The 19,436-nt window shown below is 71.9% G+C and carries 18 protein-coding genes and 2 tRNA genes; 7 read left to right on the forward strand and 13 right to left on the reverse strand.

Annotated features, from left to right (window positions below; genetic code table 11):
• Window positions 1-4 precede the first annotated feature (4 nt).
• Window positions 5-526 (reverse strand): peptidylprolyl isomerase, encoded by a 522-nt coding sequence (locus tag GD880_RS13845; protein ID WP_152232209.1) that lies wholly within the window; start codon window positions 524-526, stop codon window positions 5-7.
• A 174-nt stretch (window positions 527-700) separates the two neighbouring features.
• Here GD880_RS13845 and GD880_RS13850 point away from each other — a divergent pair, with 174 nt between their 5' ends.
• Window positions 701-1,588 carry a hypothetical protein gene (locus GD880_RS13850; RefSeq protein ID WP_152232210.1) on the forward strand — a complete coding sequence of 296 codons (888 nt, stop codon included), beginning with the start codon at window positions 701-703 and terminating at the stop codon, window positions 1,586-1,588.
• 119 nt (window positions 1,589-1,707) lie between these two features.
• Here GD880_RS13850 and GD880_RS13855 read toward each other — a convergent pair whose 3' ends face one another.
• The 12 genes from GD880_RS13855 to dnaA all read right to left on the reverse strand — a co-directional run bounded on the left by GD880_RS13855 (window position 1,708) and on the right by dnaA (window position 15,066).
• Window positions 1,708-2,166, reverse strand: a complete 459-nt coding sequence (locus GD880_RS13855) for a DUF6098 family protein (protein WP_152232211.1) — start codon at window positions 2,164-2,166, stop codon at window positions 1,708-1,710.
• 234 nt (window positions 2,167-2,400) lie between these two features.
• Window positions 2,401-2,476: transfer RNA gene (locus GD880_RS13860), tRNA-Ala, on the reverse strand.
• Window positions 2,477-2,502: 26 nt separating this feature from the next.
• Window positions 2,503-2,640: a DLW-39 family protein gene (locus GD880_RS20405; protein WP_170297320.1), complete on the reverse strand. Its 138-nt coding sequence runs from the start codon at window positions 2,638-2,640 to the stop codon at window positions 2,503-2,505.
• A 35-nt stretch (window positions 2,641-2,675) separates the two neighbouring features.
• A tRNA-Ile gene (locus GD880_RS13865) sits at window positions 2,676-2,752 on the reverse strand.
• A 113-nt stretch (window positions 2,753-2,865) separates the two neighbouring features.
• Window positions 2,866-3,282: a DUF3566 domain-containing protein gene (locus GD880_RS13870; protein ID WP_452176748.1), complete on the reverse strand. Its 417-nt coding sequence runs from the start codon at window positions 3,280-3,282 to the stop codon at window positions 2,866-2,868.
• Between the two features lie 140 nt (window positions 3,283-3,422).
• Window positions 3,423-6,170: a DNA gyrase subunit A gene (gyrA, locus tag GD880_RS13875; RefSeq protein ID WP_226909665.1), complete on the reverse strand. Its 2,748-nt coding sequence runs from the start codon at window positions 6,168-6,170 to the stop codon at window positions 3,423-3,425.
• A gap of 66 nt (window positions 6,171-6,236) precedes the next feature.
• Window positions 6,237-8,333 (reverse strand): DNA topoisomerase (ATP-hydrolyzing) subunit B, encoded by a 2,097-nt coding sequence (gyrB, locus tag GD880_RS13880; RefSeq protein ID WP_452176747.1) that lies wholly within the window; start codon window positions 8,331-8,333, stop codon window positions 6,237-6,239.
• A gap of 336 nt (window positions 8,334-8,669) precedes the next feature.
• On the reverse strand, window positions 8,670-9,281 hold the full coding sequence (locus GD880_RS13885) for a DUF721 domain-containing protein (protein WP_226909667.1): 612 nt from the start codon (window positions 9,279-9,281) through the stop codon (window positions 8,670-8,672).
• Window positions 9,274-10,497 (reverse strand): DNA replication/repair protein RecF, encoded by a 1,224-nt coding sequence (gene recF / locus GD880_RS13890; RefSeq protein ID WP_152232215.1) that lies wholly within the window; start codon window positions 10,495-10,497, stop codon window positions 9,274-9,276. The genes GD880_RS13885 and recF overlap by 8 nt, the downstream gene beginning before the upstream one ends.
• A gap of 152 nt (window positions 10,498-10,649) precedes the next feature.
• Window positions 10,650-11,546, reverse strand: a complete 897-nt coding sequence (gnd, locus tag GD880_RS13895) for a phosphogluconate dehydrogenase (NAD(+)-dependent, decarboxylating) (protein WP_152232294.1) — start codon at window positions 11,544-11,546, stop codon at window positions 10,650-10,652.
• A gap of 127 nt (window positions 11,547-11,673) precedes the next feature.
• The gene (gene dnaN / locus GD880_RS13900) at window positions 11,674-12,804 is read right to left on the reverse strand and encodes a DNA polymerase III subunit beta (protein ID WP_152232216.1); all 1,131 of its coding nucleotides are present in this window, start codon (window positions 12,802-12,804) and stop codon (window positions 11,674-11,676) included.
• Window positions 12,805-13,578: 774 nt separating this feature from the next.
• Entirely contained in the window at window positions 13,579-15,066 is a 1,488-nt protein-coding gene (gene dnaA, locus GD880_RS13905) for a chromosomal replication initiator protein DnaA (protein WP_152232217.1), read from the reverse strand.
• A gap of 436 nt (window positions 15,067-15,502) precedes the next feature.
• Between dnaA and rpmH the strand changes: the two genes are divergently transcribed.
• From rpmH to rsmG, 6 genes are all read left to right on the forward strand, one after another.
• Window positions 15,503-15,640, forward strand: coding sequence for a 50S ribosomal protein L34 (gene rpmH, locus GD880_RS13910; RefSeq protein ID WP_152232218.1), 138 nt, complete (start codon window positions 15,503-15,505; stop codon window positions 15,638-15,640).
• 8 nt (window positions 15,641-15,648) lie between these two features.
• Window positions 15,649-16,044, forward strand: a complete 396-nt coding sequence (rnpA, locus tag GD880_RS13915) for a ribonuclease P protein component (protein ID WP_152232219.1) — start codon at window positions 15,649-15,651, stop codon at window positions 16,042-16,044.
• A 110-nt stretch (window positions 16,045-16,154) separates the two neighbouring features.
• Complete coding sequence (gene yidD / locus GD880_RS21270) at window positions 16,155-16,499, forward strand: membrane protein insertion efficiency factor YidD (protein WP_152232295.1); 345 nt, start codon at window positions 16,155-16,157, stop codon at window positions 16,497-16,499.
• A 45-nt stretch (window positions 16,500-16,544) separates the two neighbouring features.
• On the forward strand, window positions 16,545-17,681 hold the full coding sequence (gene yidC / locus GD880_RS13925) for a membrane protein insertase YidC (protein ID WP_405002757.1): 1,137 nt from the start codon (window positions 16,545-16,547) through the stop codon (window positions 17,679-17,681).
• Between the two features lie 80 nt (window positions 17,682-17,761).
• Window positions 17,762-18,283, forward strand: coding sequence for a Jag family protein (locus GD880_RS13930; RefSeq protein WP_152232221.1), 522 nt, complete (start codon window positions 17,762-17,764; stop codon window positions 18,281-18,283).
• 19 nt (window positions 18,284-18,302) lie between these two features.
• Window positions 18,303-18,953 carry a 16S rRNA (guanine(527)-N(7))-methyltransferase RsmG gene (rsmG, locus tag GD880_RS13935; protein ID WP_152232222.1) on the forward strand — a complete coding sequence of 217 codons (651 nt, stop codon included), beginning with the start codon at window positions 18,303-18,305 and terminating at the stop codon, window positions 18,951-18,953.
• Window positions 18,954-19,436 lie beyond the last annotated feature (483 nt).

A 19,436-nucleotide genomic window follows, 5' to 3' on the forward strand; every position in this document is an offset into this window, starting at 1 on the left:
GCCGCTACTCGGTGACGGTGACCGAGGTGATGGTGATGTCCTCCACCGGCCGGTCGTTGCGCCCGGTGGCGGTCGCGCCGATCGTGTCGACGACGGCGCGCGAGGCGGGGTCGGTGACCTTGCCGAAGATGGTGTGCTTGCCCTGCAGCCACGTGGTCGGCGCCGTGGTGATGAAGAACTGCGAGCCGTTGGTGCCCTTGCCCATGCGCTTGCCGGCGTTGGCCATGGCAAGCACGTACGGCTCGGTGAAGTTCAGCTCGGGGTGGATCTCGTCGTCGAAGGTGTACCCCGGGCCGCCGGTGCCGGTCCCCAGCGGGTCACCGCCCTGGATCATGAAGTTGGGGATGACGCGGTGGAAGATCACGCCGTCGTACAGCGGCCGGCTGGTCTCCTCGCCGGTGCTGGGGTCGGTCCAGGTCCGCTTGCCCGTGGCCAGCTCGGTGAAGTTCTTGACGGTCTTGGGGGCGTGGTCGGGGTACAGCTCGACGGTGATGTCGCCGGCGGTGGTGTGCAGAGTCGCTTCCATGCCCCGATCCTCGCACGCGCCGCGGGCGCGGGGCACGGCCCGTGGGCGCGGGGCACCGCGTCAGACCCCGCGCACGTGCTGGCGAAACCGTGCAAGATGGGGGAGGAGTGGCGGCGCCGCCAACCGGGCCGCGCCCCGATTCGAGATGTCCGGCGAAACGAGCGAGGAGAGCAGATGTCGCGCAAGAGCAAGGCCAGCGAGGTCAAGACCCGCAAGGCACGCAAGCAGGCTGCCACCGCCCTCGGCGCCGTGGGCACGGGCCTGGCGGCCAAGCAGGCCGTGCAGCTCGCCGAGCAGGCGACCCAGGCCGGCAAGCAGGCCCTGCACCTCGCCGAGCAGGGTAAGGAGTGGGCCAGCCCGCGCGTGGAGGCCGCCGCCGCCTGGGCGACGCCGCGCGCCGAGAAGGCCTGGCACGAGACCGTCAAGGTCACCGCGCCGAAGATCGAGGCGGCCGCGGAGAAGGTGCGTCCCGCCGTCGACACCGCCTACGAGAAGATCGTCGACGACTACCTGCCGCGCGTGGAGAAGGCGATGCACGAGGCCGCCGAGGCGGCCGCCGGGCACGACGCCGTGGCCGTCAAGGCGACCAAGGCCAAGACGGCGGCCCTCAAGGCCCTGGCCGAGCCGCCGGCCAAGAGCCGCGGCGGGGTGGCCAAGACCGTGGGCTGGGTGCTCGTGGGCACCGCGGCCGCCGGGACGGCGTACCTGCTGTGGCGGCGGAGCCAGCCGGTCGACGACCCGTGGGCCGAGGAGTACTGGGAGGACACCACCGTCACCTCGCCGGCCGCCACGAAGGGCGGCGCGGCCGGCACGGGCGGCATGGGCGAGAAGGTCGCCCACGCGGCGAGCGGGGTCAAGGAGAAGGCGGCCTCCACCGCCTCGTCCGCCGGGGCGAAGGCCTCCGAGGCCGCCCACAAGGCCGCCGACACCGTGCGCAAGGGCGGCGACAAGGCCAAGGAGGCCAGCGAGCAGGCCGCCGCCGGCGCCGAGGCCGCCGGGGAGACCGCCGCGGCGAAGGCGGACGAGGCCGCCGGCAAGGCGGGGGACACGCCCGGCGCCTGACCGACACCACCAGCCGACCGCCCGGCATCACACCAGGGCCCCCGACGCGTGTCGGGGGCCCTCGTGTCGTCCTTGGCGGCGGCGGCGGCGGGCGGGCGTTGGTACCGGTCGCGCCGGCCTCAGTGCAGGTCGCGCAGTGGCCAGGCCGCGTAGGCGGCCTCGGCCTCGGCGAGGACGGCCGGCGCGACGGTGGCGACCGGCCGGAAGCTGCCGACCAGCGGCTCGCCCTCGGGCCCGCGCCCGACCTCCTCGCCGGTGAGGAGCCAGGCCAAGTGGCCCTTGCCGCCGGAGAGCAGGTACGCGTGGCGGACGAGCTGGCGCGCCACCCACAGCCGCGGGCCGGCCGGCCACCACGGCTCCGGGCGCAGCGCCCAGACCGGCAGGCCCGGCAGCAGGCAGCCGCTGTCGGCGTCGCGCATGCCGCTGTACCGGTCCGTCCGGGGCCCGGGGCTGATGCGCAGGTATGCCTCCCCACAGCCCCGGAGCACGTCCAGAACCTGCTCGAGGGTGGTGAGGCCGGGCAGGGCCTCGGTCTCCGGAGCCGGTGCGGGGCGGGCGAGCGGAGCTGCGGCGATCATCATGGTCCTCCGACTTGTGCGTCGTCGTGGTGTGGGGTGTGACCAAACCGTAACAATCGACACATGTCGTTGACAGGACTTTCGTCACTCGCCCCCGTCGTCGGCGCACGTCGCCGGGCCCTCGACGACGGCCACCGCAGGACTCGACCGGCGCCCCGCGCGGACCACCGCCTGGCGTCACGCGGCCGGAAGCGGGGACGGGAAAGGGCCCCGACCGTGCGGTCGGGGCCCTCGTGGTGGAGCCAACGGGACTCGAACCCGTAACCCCCTGCTTGCAAAGCAGGTGCGCTACCAATTGCGCCATGGCCCCCGGGGCGCCGTGGCGCCAGGTGCGCCTCAGGCGCGCGGCGGCTCCTCGCCGAAGCTGTCGGTGACCTCCGCCCACAGGTCCCGCTCCTCGCGGTCCTGCCGGATCTTGATCCATGCCAGGTAGCCGGCGACGCCCGCGGCGGCGAGCAGCAGTGCCTTCTTCACGATCGTCCTCCTGGAGATCCACGCCCGGGGGGTGCTGGTGGGCCTAGCTGGACTCGAACCAGCGACCTCTTCCTTATCAGGGAAGCGCTCTAACCGACTGAGCTATAGGCCCCCGACCCGCCTCACCGGCGGGCCGTCGCCCCGTGGGCGCCGAGACAGACTATCCCAGAGGGCCGTGCGGTCCCAAACCCGAACGGCGCCGGGTGAGCAGTCTCACGTCCGCGCTCAGTCGTCGGTGAGGGTGACGTGCAGCCCGCCGACCAGGGCGGCGACGATGTTGTAGAGGAACGCCCCGATCGTCGCCAGCGCCGTGAGCAGCAGGACGTCGATGACCGCGACGATGGTCGCGAAGGACATCACCCGGTCGAACTGGAGGTAGTCCATCAGCCGCAGGAAGTTGTCCGACCCGATGGAGACGAGCAGCTCCTGGATGTCGGCGAAGACGTGCATCGCGTCGAGCACGAACCACACGACCGCGGCGGCGACGACGATCATCACGCCCAGGCCCACCGAGAGCAGGAACGCCAGCTTCATCGTCGACCACGGGTCGACCCGCGACAGCGAGAGCCGCACCCGCCGGGGGCCGGTGACGGCGGCCGTCCGCGCCGAGGACTCCCCCTCGCGGGGGCCGGTCGCGGGCATCTGTGCGGTGGCGGCGCCGGGCTGGGCGCCGGGCTGCTCCGTGCCGCCCAGGCGGTCGGCCACGCTGCGGCGCAGGGTGGCGGCGAACCCGCCCTGACCGCGGCTCGCGTCCTGGTCGTCCGTGCCGTGTGGGGTCGTGCTCATGCAGCTCCTCCGTCAGGGCCGTCCTCCGCGACGGGCGCGTCCTCGGTAGGGCTCGACGCTACCGCGTCCGGGCCCGCCGGCGCCGCCCCCGCGCCATCGATGGTCGGCTCGACGACGTCCTCGGGGCTGGTGCCCTCCGCGGTGGTGTCCTCGGGCGTGGCGGCACTCTCGCCGGACACGAGGTGTTCCTCGGCCTCGACCTTCTTCTCGACGTTTCGGGCCACGGCGATGATCCGGTCGCCCTTGTCGGGGCGGGCGAAGGTGACGCCCTGGGTGTTGCGCCCGGTGAGGTTGACCTCGGCGACGGCGGAGCGCACGACCTTGCCGGACTCCATGATGACGAGCACCTCGTCGTCGGGGGCGGTGAGCAGGGCACCGACGAGGTCCCCGCGGGACTCCACCAGGTTGGCGACCTTGATGCCCAGCCCGCCGCGGCCCTGGATGCGGTACTCGCTCACGAGGGTCCGCTTGGCGTAGCCGCCCTCGGTGACGACGAACAGGGCGGCGTCGTCGTCGTACCAGTCGCGCAGCACGTCCATGGCCAGCAACTCGTCGTCCTCGCGGAACTTCATGCCGGTGACCCCGGAGGTCGCCCGGCCCATCGGCCGCAGCGCCTCGTCGGTGGCGGTGAAGCGGATGGACTGGCCCTTGCGGGAGACGAGGAGCAGGTCGTCCTCGGGGTTGACCAGCCGGGCGGCGACCACGCGGTCGGGGTTGCCGTCGTCGTCCTCGCGCAGGTTGATGCCGATGACGCCGCCGGAGCGGTTGGTGTTGTACTCGCTCAGCCGGGTCTTCTTCACCAGCCCGCGCTGGGTGGCCAGCACGAGGTACTGGGCCTGCTCGTAGTCGCGCAGGGAGATCACCTGAGCGATGGACTCCCCGGGCTGGAACGCCAGCAGGTTCGCCACGTGCTGGCCCTTGGCGTCCCGGCCGCCCTCGGGCAGCTCGTAGCCCTTGGCCCGGTAGACGCGGCCGAGGTTGGTGAAGAACAGCAGCCAGTTGTGGGTGCTGGTGACGCCGAAGTGCTCGACGATGTCGTCCTCGCGCAGCTGCGCCCCGCGCACGCCCTTGCCGCCGCGGCGCTGGGACTTGTAGTTGTCCACCCGGGTGCGCTTGGCGTACCCGCCGCGGGTGATGGTGACGACCACCTGCTCCTCGGGGATGAGGTCCTCGATGGACATCTCTCCGTCGAAGGGCAGGATCGTGGTGCGCCGCTCGTCGCCGTACTTCGCGACGATGGCGTCGAGCTCCTCGCTCACGATGGCGCGCTGGCGGGCCGGGTCGGCCAGGATCGCCTTGTAGTCGGCGATCTCGGTCTCGATCTTGTCGTGCTCGTCGATGATCTTCTGCCGCTCCAGGGCCGCCAGGCGCCGCAGCTGCATGGTGAGGATGGCCTCGGCCTGGACCTCGTCGATCTCGAGCATGGCCATGAGGCCCTGGCGGGCCTCCTCCACCGTGGGGGAGCGGCGGATCAGCGCGATGACCTCGTCCAGGGCGTCCAGGGCCTTGAGCAGGCCGCGCAGGATGTGGATGCGCTCCTCGGCCTTGCGCAGCCGGAAGCGGGTGCGCCGGACGATGACGTCGACCTGGTGGTTGACCCAGTGCCGGACGAACCCGTCGAGGCTGAGGGTGCGGGGCACGCCGTCGACCAGGGCCAGCATGTTGGCCGGGAAGTTGTCCTGCAGCTGGGTGTGCTTGTAGAGGTTGTTGAGCACGACCTTCGGCACGGCGTCGCGCTTGAGGACGATGACGAGCCGCTGGCCGTTGCGGCCCGAGGACTCGTCGCGGATGTCCGCGATGCCGGTGAGGCGGCCGTCGCGCACGCCCTCGACGATGCGCTCGGAGAGGCGGTCGGGGTTGACCTGGTACGGCAGCTCGGACACGACGAGGCACTGCCGGCCCTGGATCTCCTGCACCTCGACCACGGCGCGCTGGGTGATGGACCCGCGGCCGGTGCGGTACATGTCCTCGATGCCCTTGCGGCCCAGGATGGTGGCGCCGGTGGGGAAGTCCGGGCCCTTGACCCGCAGCATCAGCTCGCCGAGGAGCTCTTCCTTCGTGGCCTCGGGGTGCTCGAGGAACCACTGCACGCCGTCGGCCACCTCGCGCAGGTTGTGCGGAGGGATGCGGGTAGCCATGCCGACGGCGATGCCCTCGGAGCCGTTGATGAGCAGGTTGGGGATCCGGGACGGCAGGACGGTGGGCTCCTGGTTGCGCCCGTCGTAGTTGTCCTGGAAGTCGACCGTCTCGGCGTCGATGTCCCGGACCATCTCCAGGGCCAGCGGGGCCATCTTGCACTCGGTGTACCGCGGCGCGGCGGCGCCGAGGTTGCCCGGGGAGCCGAAGTTGCCCTGCCCGGTCACCAGCGGGTAGCGCATGGACCACGGCTGGACCAGGCGCACCAGGGCGTCGTAGATGGAGGTGTCGCCGTGCGGGTGGTACTGGCCCATGACCTCCCCGACCACGCGCGAGCACTTGGAGAAGCTCGCGTCGGGGCGGTACCCCCCGTCGTACATGCCGTACAGCACGCGGCGGTGCACGGGCTTGAGGCCGTCTCGCACGTCCGGCAGGGCGCGCGAGACGATCACGCTCATCGCGTAGTCCAGGTAGGAGCGCTGCATCTCCAGCTGGAGGTCGACCTGCTCGACGTGGTCGCGGGCGGTGATCACCTCGCCCTCGGCGTCCGGCGTGCCGGTGACGCCGGTGGTGCCGTCGTTGCCCTGGTCCTCGGGTGGCTGGGTCACGTCAGTCCTTCTCGTCTCTCATCGTCGCCGGGCGCACGCCCGGCCTCGAAGCGGTGTCGGGGAGCGTCAGATGTCCAGGAAGCGGACGTCGTGGGCGTTGCGCTGGATGAACCCGCGCCGGGACTCGACGTCCTCGCCCATGAGGATCGAGAACGTCTCGTCCGCGGCGGCGGCGTCGTCGATGGTCACCTGGCGCAGCGTGCGGGTCTCGGGGTTCATCGTGGTCTCCCACAGCTCCTGGTCGTTCATCTCGCCCAGGCCCTTGTAGCGCTGGATGCCGCTCTCGCTGGACGCGCTGCCCTTGGGCAGCCGCTTGCCGGCGCGGGCCCCCTCAGCGAGGAAGGCCTCCTTCTCCTTGTCGCTGTAGACGTACTGGTGCGGGGCGTTGGTCCACTTCAGCCGGTACAGCGGCGGCTGGGCGAGGTAGACGTGGCCGTTCTCCACCAGCGGCCGCATGTACCGGAACAGCAGCGTCAGCAGCAGGGTCGAGATGTGCTGGCCGTCGACGTCGGCGTCGGCCATGAGGATGATCTTGTAGTAGCGCAGCTTGGCGATGTCGAAGTCCTCGCCGATGCCGGTGCCGAAGGCCGTGATGAGGGCCTGGATCTCCTGGTTGCCCAGGGCCCGGTCCAGGCGCGCCTTCTCGACGTTGAGGATCTTCCCGCGCAGCGGCAGGATCGCCTGGCGCTCGGGGTCGCGGCCCTGGACCGCGGAGCCGCCGGCGGAGTCGCCCTCGACGATGAAGATCTCGGACACCCGGGCGTCGCGGCTGGAGCAGTCCTTGAGCTTGCCGGGCATGGAGAGGGACTCCAGCAGCCCCTTGCGCCGGGTGGCCTCGCGGGCCTTGCGGGCGGCCATGCGGGCCACCGCCGCCTGCTGGGACTTGCGGATGATGTCCTTGGCCTCGTTCGGGTGGGCGTCGAGCCAGTCGCCGAGGTTGCCGTAGAGCTGGGTCTGGACGAAGGTGCGGGCCTCGGTGTTGCCGAGCTTGGTCTTGGTCTGGCCCTCGAACTGCGGCTCGCCGAGCTTGACGGAGATGACGGCGGTCAGCCCCTCGCGGATGTCGTCGCCGGTGAGGTTCTCGTCCTTCTCCTTGAGGATGCCCTTGTCCCGCGCGTACTTGTTGATGAGCGAGGTCAGCGCCGAGCGGAAGCCCTCCTCGTGGGTGCCGCCCTCGGTGGTGTTGATCGTGTTGGCGTAGGTGTGGACCGCCTCGGAGTAGCCGCTGGTCCACTGCATGGCGATCTCCACGGAGATCCGCTTGTCGTGGTCCTCGGACTCGAAGTAGATGATCTCGGGGTGCACCACGTCGACCTTCTTGGTCGAGTTGAGGTAGTGCACGTAGTCGCGCAGGCCGCCCTCGTACAGGTAGGTGACCTCGCGGTGCCCGGTGCGCGCGTCGTCGGCGGCGCCGGCCTCGTCCCCGGTGATCTCGTCGCCGGCGTCGGTCACGCCCGAGCGCTCGTCGGTCAGGGAGATGCGCAGGCCCTTGTTGAGGAAGGCCATCTGCTGGAAGCGGGTGCGCAGCGTCTCGAAGTTGTAGTCGGTGGTCTCGAAGATGTCGCCGTTGGCCCAGAACGTCACCGACGTGCCGGTCTCCTCGGTCGCCTCGCCGCGCACCAGCTCGCCGGTGGGCACGCCGTCGACGAAACCCATCCGCCAGACGTACCCCTCGCGCCGGACCTCCACCTGCAGGCGGTGGGAGAGGGCGTTGACGACCGAGACGCCCACGCCGTGCAGGCCGCCGGAGACGGCGTAGCCGCCGCCGCCGAACTTGCCGCCGGCGTGCAGCACGGTGAGCACGACCTCGACGGCCGGCTTGCCCTCGGACTCGACGATGTCCACCGGGATGCCGCGGCCGTTGTCGACGACGCGCACGCCGCCGTCGGGGAGGATCGTCACCTCGATGTGGTCGCAGTACCCGGCGAGGGCCTCGTCGACGGAGTTGTCGACCACCTCGTACACGAGGTGGTGCAGGCCGCGCTCGCCGGTGGAGCCGATGTACATGCCCGGCCGCTTGCGCACCGCCTCGAGGCCCTCGAGCACGGTGATGTTGCTGGCGCCGTACTCCTGGCTGGTCGGCACTGCGCCCGGGTTATGGTGGGGGGCCTGCGGGGCCGGTGCGCCATCTGCCGGTGGCACGTCGGTAGCGATGTCGTTCACGGCAGCATCAGCAGCACTGTGGTCAGCCACGGTCGCAGGCTCTCCTCGTTCTCGCGGGGCAACCACCGTCCGCCGACCGGCCGTGAGGCCGGGGCGCGGGGCCACCGCTCGATCCCGTCGGGCGCCGTCAGGGGCCCTTCGGGCGGTCGGTCAATTCTAGCGCGACCAAGCCAAAAACCGCGAATATCCACAGCGATGTCCACAGGCGTGGCGCTTGACACCGTGGCTCTCGGCCATCCCATGGCGTGAGACGTCGCGCCCACCCCCGCAGGGGGTCACGCCCGCCCGTCCCGGTCGTGCGCGCAGGGGCCCAGCCGCCCCGGCTGGGCGCGGGGGTCAGCCGTAGGTGTCGCGCGGGCCGCGCCCGGGCACCGAGCGCCGCCCGTGCTTCCAGCTGGGCCCGCCGGGGCCGAGCACCACGATCGTGGTGACGGTGCCCTCCCCGACCTCCTCGGCCAGGCGGCGCTCGAGCTGGGGCAGCAGCAGGCGCACCTGGGTGGCCCAGGCGGTGGAGCTGGCCCGGACCACGAGCTCGCCCTCGTCGAAGGTCTCCACCTGGCAGTGGTCGGCGAGCTGGTCGCCGACCACCTCGCGCCAGCGCCCGACGACGCCGCCCACGCTCACCGGCCGGCTCCAGCCGTGCTGGGCGACGAGCCGCGCGGCGATGCCGCCGAGCGGCTGGGGGTCGCGCCGCGACGGCCCGGGGCCGCTCAGGACATCGCCCAGGCCGGGCCCGGGCCGCCAGGACCCCGGCGCCGGCGCCTCCGCGGTCTCCGGCGCCGCCTCGGGACCGGGCCGGCCGGCCCGCCGCCGCCGAGGGGCGCTCGTGCGCAGCTGGCCCTTCGCGCGGGCAGCCTCCCGGGCCCGCTCGAGGGCGACCCGGGCGACGACGTCGGCGTCCTCCGGGTCGTCCCCATCCGGGCCGTGCTGCGAGGGCTGCTCAGCCACGCGTGACCTCCCCGGCATGGACCGTGAAGCGGGCACCGTCGAGCGCCGCGGGGACATCCTCCTCCACGGCGGCGGTGATGAGCACCTGCCGCGCGCCGGCCACCATCGCCGCGAGCCGCTCGCGCCGGCGGGCGTCGAGCTCGGCGAAGACGTCGTCGAGGATGAGCACCGGCTCGCCGTCGGTGCCCCACGGGGAGCCGTCGTCGTCGCGGAGCACCTCGTAGGAGGCCAGCCGCAGGGCGAGGGCGAAGGACCAGGACTCGCCGTGGCTGGCGTAGCCCTTGGCCGGCAGGGTCCCGAGGGAGAGGACGAGGTCGTCGCGGTGCGGGCCCACGAGCGAGACGCCCCGGTCGAGCTCCTTCTCGCGCAGCCGCTGCATCGCCGCGAGCAGCCGCCCGGTCAGCGCCGGGACGTCGAGCAGGCCGGCCTCGCGGGCCTCGAGCGCCGCGGCGGCCGTCTCCGCGCCGGGTCCGGCCAGGTCCGCGGCGGTGATGTCGGCGGCGCCCTCGACGGTGTCGATGCTGGCGCGGTAGTCCAGCCGCGCGGCGCCCTGGCCGGCACTGACCTGCTCGTAGGCCTGGGCGGCGAAGGGCCGCAGGCGGCGCACGAGCGCGGTGCGCGCGGCGATGATCTGGGCGCCGGCGGCCGCGAGCTGGCCGTCCCACACGTCGAGGGTGCTCAGGTCCGGGCGGCCGCCGCGGCGGCGGACCGCGCCGGCGGACTTCAGCAGCGCCCCGCGCTGGCGCAGCACCTTGTCGTACTCGGCGCGGGTGCCGGCCAGCCGCGGGGTGAGCAGCACGAGCAGGTCGTCGAGGAAACGGCGGCGGTGCCCGGGGTCGCCCTTGACCAGCTCGAGGTCCTCGGGCGCGAACAGCACGGTGCGCACGACGCCGAGCACGTCGCGGGTGCGGGCCGGGGCGCGGTTGAGCCGGGCGCGGTTGGCCTTGCCCGCCACGATCTCCAGCTCCACGAGGGTGGGCCGCTCGTCGTGGACCACCTTGGCGCGCACGACGGCGCCCGGCGCGCCCTGGCGGACCAGCGCGGCGTCGGCGGCCACCCGGTGGCTGGAGAAGGTGGACAGGTAGGCGACGGCCTCGACGAGGTTCGTCTTGCCCTGGCCGTTCTGGCCGATGAAGGCGGTGACCCCGGGGTCGAGGGCGAGGACCACCTCGCGGTAGGAGCGGAAGTCGTTGAGGGCCAGGTCGGAGACGAACATGTCCGGCCGGTCCCTCCTTGCTCTGTCCCGCGCGCGGAACTGTCGCGCGCCTGCGCGGTGTGCGGGTGCGGCTACCCGGCCGCGAGGCCAGGCTACGCCGCGGGTGCGCCCCGGCCCGCGGACGCCGGGCGTCCGCGGGCCGGGCCGTGCCGTCAGGCCTGCTGGGCGGCCTTGGTGGCGTGGCCGCCGAACTGCTGGCGCAGCGCGGCGACGGCGCGCATGGCGGGCGAGCTGGGCTGACGCGAGGAGAATCGGGCGAAGAGGGCGGCGGAGATCACCGGCAACGGCACGGCGCTGTTGATCGCCTCCTCGATGGTCCACCGGCCCTCGCCGGAGTCGTCGACCCAGTCGCTGATCTCCTCGAAGCCGGGGTCGGTCGTGATCGCGCGGACCATGAGGTCGAGGAGCCAGGAGCGCACGACGGTGCCGCGCTGCCAGGCGGTGAAGACGGCGCCCACGTCGGGGACGAGGTCGTCGCGGGCCTCGAGGAGCTCGTAGCCCTCGGCGTAGGCCTGCATGAGGCCGTACTCGATGCCGTTGTGCACCATCTTGGCGTAGTGGCCGGCGCCGACCGGTCCGACGTGGACGAAGCCCTCCTCGCGCGGCCCCTCCGGGCGCAGCGCGTCGAAGACGGGCATGAGCGTCTCGATGTCGGCGTCGGAGCCGCCCGCCATGAGACCGTAGCCGTTCTCCCGGCCCCACACGCCGCCGGAGACGCCGACGTCGACGTAGCCGATGCCGCGCTCGGCGAGCTTGGCGGCGTTGGTCTGATCGGCCTCGAAGTGGGAGTTTCCGCCCTCGATGACGATGTCGCCCTCGTCCAGGACCCGCCCGAGCTCGTCGAGCACCGCGGCGGTGGGGGCGCCGGCGGGGACCATGACCCACACGACCCGCCGGGGCTGCGGCAGGGCGGCGGCCAGGTCGGCCAGCGTGGCGACCTCGCTGTTCTGCGGGTTGGCGTCGTAGCCGGTGACCTCGATGCCGGCGGCGCGCAGCCGTTCGGCCATGTTGCCGCCCATGCGGCCCAGCCCGACCATTCCGATGTGCATCACAGCTCTCTCCCTCGGCCGGTGTCACCGGCCGTCACGTTCGGCGTTAGGGACGGTAGGTACAAGCCGCCCGCGAACGTCAACCGCCGGGCCCGGGACTTTGTGCCCCAGTGTGACGAGGTTCTCCTCAGCCCGCGAACCGGATGGGCATGAGCAGGTAGCGGAAGGTGAGGTCGTCCTCCCCCTCGAGGGAGTCCTGCCCGGTCATCACCGCGGGCTTGCTCGGGTGGGTGAACGACATGCGCACGAACGGCGCTGTGAGCGCGCCGAGCCCGTCGAGCAGGTAGTGCGGGTTGAACGCGGTCGAGATGTCCTCGCCGGTGAGCGCGGCCTGCAGCGCCTCGGACGCCTGCGCGTCGTCGCCCTGGCCGGCCTCGAGGACCACCTGGCCCTCGGAGAAGGTCAGCCGGATGGGGGTGTTGCGCTCGGCGACCAGGCTGACGCGGCGGGCGGCCTCGATGAGGGCGGGGGTGCTCACGACGGCGTGCGTCGTGGTGCTCTCGGGGAACAGGCGCCGCACCGGCGGGTAGTCGCCTTCCACGAGCAGGGAGGTGGTGCGCCGGCCGCCGGCCTCGAAGCCGATCAGGGCGGCGGGGCCGTCGGTGGACAGCGCGACGTCGACCGCGCCCGCGGTGGTCATCGACTTGGCGACGTCGGACAGCGTCCGGGCGCGCACCAGGGCGACGGCGGAGGCCGACGGGGCGGCCGGGTGCCAGGTCAGCTCGCGCATGGCCAGGCGGTAGCGATCGGTGGCGAGGAGCGTGACCTTCTCGCCCTCGATCTCCATCCGCACCCCGGTCAGCAGCGGCAGCGTCTCGTCGCGGCTGGCGGCGGTGGTCACCTGGCCGACGGCCTCGGTGAGCACGCCGGCGTCGATGCTCCCGGCCACCTCCGGCATGACGGGCAGCGCGGGGTAGTCGTCCACCGGCATGGTCAGCAGGGTGAAGCGGGACGCCCCGCAGGTCAGCACCACCTTGGTGCCGTCGACGTCGACGTCGACCGGCTTGGCGGGCAGGGCCTTGGAGATGTCAGCGAGGAGGCGGCCGGAGACCAGCACCGTGCCGGGCGTCTCGACCTCGGCGGGGATGTCCGAGCGGGCGGAGACCTCGTAGTCGAAGCTCGAGAGGTTGAGGACGCCGTCGCCGGTGGCCTCGATGCGCACCCCGGCCAGGACGGGGACCGGCGGCCGCGCGGGCAGGGACCGCGCCGTCCACGTGACGGCCTCGGCCAGGACGTCACGTTCGACCCTGAACTTCACGATGGATGACCTCTCTCGAATTCCCCAAAAGGGCGCGCGTGGCGCAGGCCAACCTTACGCGAGGAATTACAGCCGGAGGTAGCAGCGAGCGAAAGCGTTGTGGTTCGCGGGTCGGTCGGGGTCGCGGAACGTGTTGTTGGCTGTCCACATCCACGCCCTCATAGAAGTTTCGTCATCGTCATAGCCGGTGTGGAGACTGTGGAGAACCGGTGTTGATGCAGGTCAGCCGTCTGGCGGCGATGTGGGCGGGGTGGGGGTCGAACCTGTGGACGACGGCCGCTGGCAGTGGATGTGTCATTCGCTTCCCGGGCCCGTCCACCGGTGGGGGACTGACTGTCCACCGCCGCGTGGACGGTTGTCCACCTCTATCCACAGAGTTGTGCACAGCTGTGAATGATGCGACTCACGGCGGATTCGGCGCTCAGCGGCCTTCGGAGCGCGGCTGCGCCGCGACGCGGAGCCGGCGGGCCGGGCCAGGGCGGTTCAGGGGCGCTCTGGTGGCTCATCCGGGCCCGGCCGTCCGGGCGGGCCCGGGCGCGCCACCGAGGGACGCCGTGACGTCGCGAGCGTCGTCGCCCGCGGTCGCGGCGGAGAGGGGGACCGGCTCGTCGGCGAGCGGGTGCGGGGCGGGTACGGCCGCGCTCCGCGGCGGTGAGGCCTCCCGTCGCCGAGGGGGCGCAGCGCCCCGGAGGATGCAGACGGCCGCCGCCGCGGGGGTGACGCCGACGGCGGCACCGGGGATTCGCCGTCGGGGAAGGAAGGGAAGGGAGGGGGCTAGTTGCCGCGGGCGTTCTGCTTGATGCGGTTGGTCAGCTCGGTGACCTGGTTGAACGTCGAGCGCTTCTCCGCCATCTGCTCGCGGATCTTGCGGTTGGCGTGCATGACGGTGGTGTGGTCGCGGCCGCCGAAGAGCTGGCCGATCTTGGGCAGCGAGAGATCGGTGAGCTCCCGGCACAGGTACATGGCGATCTGGCGGGCGTTGACGAGCACCCGGGACCGGTCCGCGGAGCACAGGGCGTCGATGGAGACGGAGAAGTAGTTCGCGGTCTGGCTCATGATGAGCGCCGGCGTGATCTCCTCCCCCTCGGGGTCGGTGATGAGGTCCTTGAGGACCATCTCCGCCAGCGACAGCTCGACGGGCTGACGGTTGAGGTTGGCGAAGGCCGTGACCCGGATGAGCGCGCCCTCGAGCTCACGGATGTTCGTCGAGATGCGCGAGGCGATGTAGCTGAGGACCTCGTCGGTGGCCTGGAGGTTCTCGTTGACCGCCTTCTTGCGCAAGATCGCGATGCGGGTCTCGAGGTCGGGCGGCTGGACGTCGGTGAGCAGGCCCCACTCGAAGCGCGACCGCATCCGGTCCTCGAACCCGTCGAGCTGCTTGGGCGGGACGTCGGAGGTGATGACGACCTGCTTGTTGTCGTTGTGCAGCGTGTTGAAGGTGTGGAAGAACTCCTCGACCGTCTGTTCCTTGCCGCCGAGGAACTGGATGTCGTCGATGAGCAGGACGTCGACGTTGCGGTAGCGACGCTGGAAGTTCTCCGCCTTGTCGTCCCGGATGGAGTTGATGAAGTCGTTGGTGAACTCCTCGGAGTTCACGTACCGCACCCGGATGCCCGGGTAGAGGTTGCGGGCGTAATGACCGATCGCGTGCAGCAGGTGGGTCTTGCCCAGCCCGGAGCCGCCGTAGATGAACAGCGGGTTGTAGGCCTTGGCCGGCGCCTCGGCGACGGCGGTCGCCGCGGCGTGCGCGAACCGGTTCGACGCGCCGGTGACGAAGGTCTCGAACGTGTACTTGGGGTTCAACCGCGAGGAGTCCACCGAATGCTCCTCCACGGACGTGCCCCGGTCGGCGCTGGAGCGCTGGGGCCGGGCGACGGGTCGGTCGTCGAAGGTCGGGGAGGCGGCGTGCGCGCCCATGCGGCGGGGCGCCGCGTCGGGGCTCGCCGCGGAGGGCACCTCCGCCGGCGACGGCGCGGCCGGGGCTTGGGCCGTCTGGTCCAGCGTGGGGTCGACGGTGACGGCGAACCGCACCGGGGTGCCGGCGACCTCGGTGAGCGCCGCGGTGATCGGCTCGCGGGCGCGCATCTCCAGGAAGTCCTTGGCGAAGTCGCTCGGCACGGCGAGGAGCATGGTGCCGTCGATGACGCCCAGCGGGCGGGTCATCCGGACGAACGCGAGCTGCGCACCGCCGATCTCGCCGCGGTTCGTGAGGATCTCGACCGCCCGGGCCCAGCTCTCGGTGGTCGGTTGATTCTCCGGCAACGGTGATCCCCTTGGTGCGATACAAATCTGGACGTCGAGTCTGGCACGACGTCTACGGATCCACACGGATATCCACAGCCTGGGGATGGGGCTGAGCCAGGACAGCGGCGTCGGCTCTCACACCAACACGTCCAGGGAGCGGACCCGAGGCGTCGCCGACGATCATAGGACCTCCCCCCGGTCGAGGTCACCGTGCCGGCGCCGGCATCGCCCCGCTGACCTGCGTCGTCGCAGGCAGGTGTGGGATACGCTACGGCGACCCGGATTGACCGCCGGTGCGCGCTCGCGTACTTTGGGTGAGCCGTCCCGACGGATCCTGTGTTGTGCCCGCCGGCAGGTTCGCCTGCCCGTGCCCGCTGGAACCAGGGACAACCGCACGCGCGCTGCCAGGACGTGGCGGTGCCCAGGAGATTCACCGACGTTTTGGAGTAATGCCGTGAGCAAGCGGACTTTCCAGCCGAACAACCGGCGCCGGGCCAAGGTGCACGGGTTCCGTCTGCGGATGCGTACCCGCGCCGGCCGCGCCATCCTGTCCGCGCGCCGTCGCAAGGGGCGTGCGCAGATCTCCGCCTGAGGCGGACGGTGCTGCCGGCCCGGTACCGGATGCGCCGATCGGACGAGTTCTCCGACGCGGTGCGCCATGGCGTCCGCAGCGGCGCCCGCCGGCTGGTGGTCCACCTGCGACTGACCGAGGACGAAGCCGACCAGGGTGAACCCTCCCTGGTCGGCTTCATCGTGCCCAAGAGCGTCGGCACCGCCGTGCACCGCAACCGGGTGAAGCGGCGGCTGCGGGCGCTGGTCGCCGACCGGCTCAGCGCGGTGCCCGCCGGCGCGCGCCTGGTGGTCCGCGCCCTGCCACCGGCCGACGGTGCGGGGTTCGCGGCGCTGGAGGCGGACCTGGACGGCGCCCTCGCCGGCGCCCTCGCCGGCGCGCACCGGAAGGCGCGCCGCGCCGCGGCGGCGCGGGAGAGGCCGTGACCGCGGTGAGCGACCAGCGGCGCGACCCGCACACTCCGGCACCGGGCCCGCAAGACGCGCCTTCGCCGCCGGGCGGCGACCACGGACCCGAGCCGCGTCCGCGCAACCCGCTGACGTGGTTGCTGCTCGGCGTCGTGCGGGGTTACCAGCTGGTGGTCTCGCCGTGGCTGCCGCCGACATGCAAGTACTACCCGTCCTGCTCGGCCTACGCGGTGGCCGCGCTGCGCCGGCACGGCGCGGCGAAGGGCGCGCTGCTCGCCGCCTGGCGCCTGCTGCGGTGCAACCCGTGGAGCCTCGGCGGCGTCGACCACGTGCCGCCGCGGGGGCGGTGGTCCGCCCGCGTCGCCGCGGCACGGGCCCCGACCCGGGCGGAGGGTCAGAGGGAGCACGGGAAACCCCGTACTCTCGGTGCAGGTACATGGGGGGCGCGCACGAGCGCGCCGAAGGACCGCTAGGAGCACACGGGCATGGGCTTTTTCGACACGATTCTGTCGCCAATCATGGTGGCGGTCGCCTGGATCATGGTGCGCGTCCACGACCTGCTGGTGTTCCTCGGCATGTCCGCGGGATCCGGCTGGGCCTGGGTGCTGTCCATCGTCGGATTGACCGTCGTCATCCGGATCCTGATCATCCCGTTGTTCTTCAAGCAGATCAAGGCGTCGCGGAGCATGCAGCTCGTGCAGCCCGAGATGCAGAAGCTGCAGAAGAAGTACAAGAACAAGACCGACCCTGCGTCCCGCCAGAAGATGCAGGAAGAGATGATGGCGCTCTACCGGGAGCACGGCGCCAACCCGTTCTCCTCGTGCCTGCCGATCCTCCTGCAGATGCCGATCTTCTTCGCCCTGTTCCGGGTGCTGAACTCCCTCGGCCCGCTGGCCCAGGGCACCTACCCGGGCGGCCCGAACATCGGCCCCCTCGACCAGCAGCTGGCCGCGCAGGCGGAGAGCTCGACCCTCTTCGGTGCGCCGATCTCGGAGACGTTCCTCTCCTCGACCGACGCCACGGTCAAGGTCGTCACCGTCTTCCTGATCGTCTTGATGTCGGCGACGACCTTCCTCACCCAGCGCCAGCTGACGATGAAGAACATGCCCGCCTCGGCGCTGGACAACCCGATGGCGCGCCAGCAGCGGATGCTCATGTACATCCTGCCGCTCATCTTCGCCTTCTCCGGCGTGAACTTCCCGATCGGCGTGCTGATCTACTGGTCGGTGTCGAACCTGTGGTCGATGGGCCAGCAGTTCTACACGATCCGCCGTCAGCCGGCGCCCGGCTCGGAGGCGGCCAAGCTCCGCGCGGATCGCCTCGCCAAGAAGCGGGAGCGCAAGGGCCTGCCGCCCCTCGAGGAGGAGGAGAAGGCGACGGAGGAACAGCCCCGGGGTGGTCAGCGCGTCCAGCCGAAGCGCAAGGACCGCGCGAAGCGCAGCGGTCCGGGGCAGGATCCCGGTGCGCCCGTCCCGTCCGCGGTCTCGGCCGCCGAGGCGGAGGATGAGTCCGACGACGACGTCGGGAACGGCGAGGTGCGCGGCAAGGACGGCCTGACAGCCGGCGAACGGGCACAGAAGCGCTATGAGGAGCGCGCGGCCCAGCGTCGGGCCGCCGCGGCCAAGCGCAAGCCCCAGGGCAAGAAGAAGAAGTAGCGCGCGTGCCGCGGCCGGCCGCGGCACCGCCCAGGACCACCTCCGCCGTGACGGCGGAGCGGCGACGAGAAGAGGACATCGTGAGCGAGGAACAGTCGGTCCAGACGCCCCGCGGCGCCAGCGCGGAGACGATCAAGCGCCTGGAGGAGGAGGGCGAGATCGCGGCGGACTACCTCGAGGAGCTGCTCGACATCGCGGACCTCGACGGCGACATCGACATCGACGTGGACCACGGCCGCGCGGCCGTGGAGATCGTCTCGGAGGACGACGGCGACCGGTGGCTGCGCCGGCTGGTCGGGGACGAGGGCGAGGTGCTCGACGCACTCCAGGAGCTCACCCGCCTGGCGGTGCAGGCCAAGACCGGTGAGCGCAGCCGGCTGATGCTGGACATCGCTGGCTACCGACGGGGTCGGCGCGCGGAGCTCACCGGGATCGCGAACGAGGCCGTCGCCAAGGTCCGGTCGAGCGGGGATCGGGTGACCTTGCCCCCGATGAACCCGTTCGAGCGGAAGGTCGTGCACGACGTGGTCGCGGCGGCGGGGCTCGTCAGCGACTCCGAGGGCGTGGAGCCGAGCCGGCACGTCGTCATCCACCCGGCCTGAGTCGGCTACAGGTGTTGCTGTGAGCGCCGCGGACGAGGCACCGACCCCCGAGGTCGCCACCGCGGCCGTCCGGGAGTACTTCGGGCTCGCGTGGGCGCCGGTGGAGCATTTCGCGCAGATGCTCGTCGAGGAGGGCGAGCTGCGTGGCCTGATCGGACCGCGGGAGCTTCCGCGGCTGTGGTCGCGGCACCTGGTGAACTCGGCCGCGGTCGCGCCCTTCCTGGGCGAGCGCGCGGCCGTCGCGGACGTGGGGTCGGGTGCCGGCTTCCCGGGCATCGTGCTGGCGGCCGTGCGGCCCGACCTCGAGATGCACCTCGTGGAGCCCATGGAGCGTCGCATCGCGTGGCTGGGCGACGTGGTGGAGGAGCTCGGCCTCGACAACGTGGTGTTGCACCACGCGCGCGCCGAGGAGCTGCACAAGCGGGCGAGCTTCGACCACGTGACCGCCCGCGCCGTCGCCGCCATGGACAAGCTCGCGCGGTGGACGGTGCCGCTCGTCCGGCGTGGCGGAACCCTCGTGGCGCTCAAGGGTCAGCGCGCGAGCGACGAGGTGGAGTCGGCGAAGTATGTCCTGAAGAAGCTGGGCGTCGTCAGCACGTCGATCCACGACGTCCAGCCGGTCGCGCACATCGAGGCGACGACCGTCGTGGTGGCACGGAAGCGCGACTGACGCCGGAAGCGTCCGGTTCGTCACGCTCGGGCTGGCGCGGCGTGCCGGTCGGCGGCTCCCGAATGGCGCCGCCTTTGCAGTTATCCACCGGCTGTTCCACACCTGTGCGTTGACGCGTCCGTCGCCGTCCTGACCGTTTGCTGTCCCGCCCGTTTCACGTGGAACGGCTGCGCGCTGCCGCTACGCCCGTGGAGGAGCGGGTTTCCGTTCCTCTGTCCTCGGGGCTCGGGGGCTGGGCTGGATGGATGTCGCAGGGTATCGGGTTGCGCAGTGCCGCATCTGGCGCAGCCGTCTCCCTTGCGAGGTACACGCGCAGTGCAGCGAGTTAGGGGCGTTCGGCGTGGCCCGGGAGATCAATCGACCGGCATTCTCGCTCCCTGCACTCGCTTCGATGTGGTCGTCGGTACTCGGGAGGACGAGCGGGCTGTCAACGAACGCTGCGTCCATCGGGCCGCCTCATCGGTCCGACCGGCGACGGTAAGG

Source organism: Georgenia ruanii (assembly GCF_009193175.1).
GTDB lineage: Bacteria > Actinomycetota > Actinomycetes > Actinomycetales > Actinomycetaceae > Georgenia > Georgenia ruanii.

What these genes read in the sequence shown, in the direction of transcription:
- GD880_RS13850 (WP_152232210.1), top strand. Translation starts at nt 701, where the DNA reads ATGTCGCGCAAGAGCAAGGCCAGCGAGGTCAAGACCCGCAAGGCACGC.
- recF (WP_152232215.1), bottom strand. Translation starts at nt 10,497, where the DNA reads ATGTTCGTCTCCGACCTGGCCCTCAACGACTTCCGCTCCTACCGCGAG.
- GD880_RS13845 (WP_152232209.1), bottom strand. Translation starts at nt 526, where the DNA reads ATGGAAGCGACTCTGCACACCACCGCCGGCGACATCACCGTCGAGCTG.
- GD880_RS13870 (WP_452176748.1), bottom strand. Translation starts at nt 3,282, where the DNA reads ATGCCCGCGACCGGCCCCCGCGAGGGGGAGTCCTCGGCGCGGACGGCC.
- GD880_RS13855 (WP_152232211.1), bottom strand. Translation starts at nt 2,166, where the DNA reads ATGATCGCCGCAGCTCCGCTCGCCCGCCCCGCACCGGCTCCGGAGACC.
- gnd (WP_152232294.1), bottom strand. Translation starts at nt 11,546, where the DNA reads ATGCACATCGGAATGGTCGGGCTGGGCCGCATGGGCGGCAACATGGCC.
- yidC (WP_405002757.1), top strand. Translation starts at nt 16,545, where the DNA reads ATGGTGGCGGTCGCCTGGATCATGGTGCGCGTCCACGACCTGCTGGTG.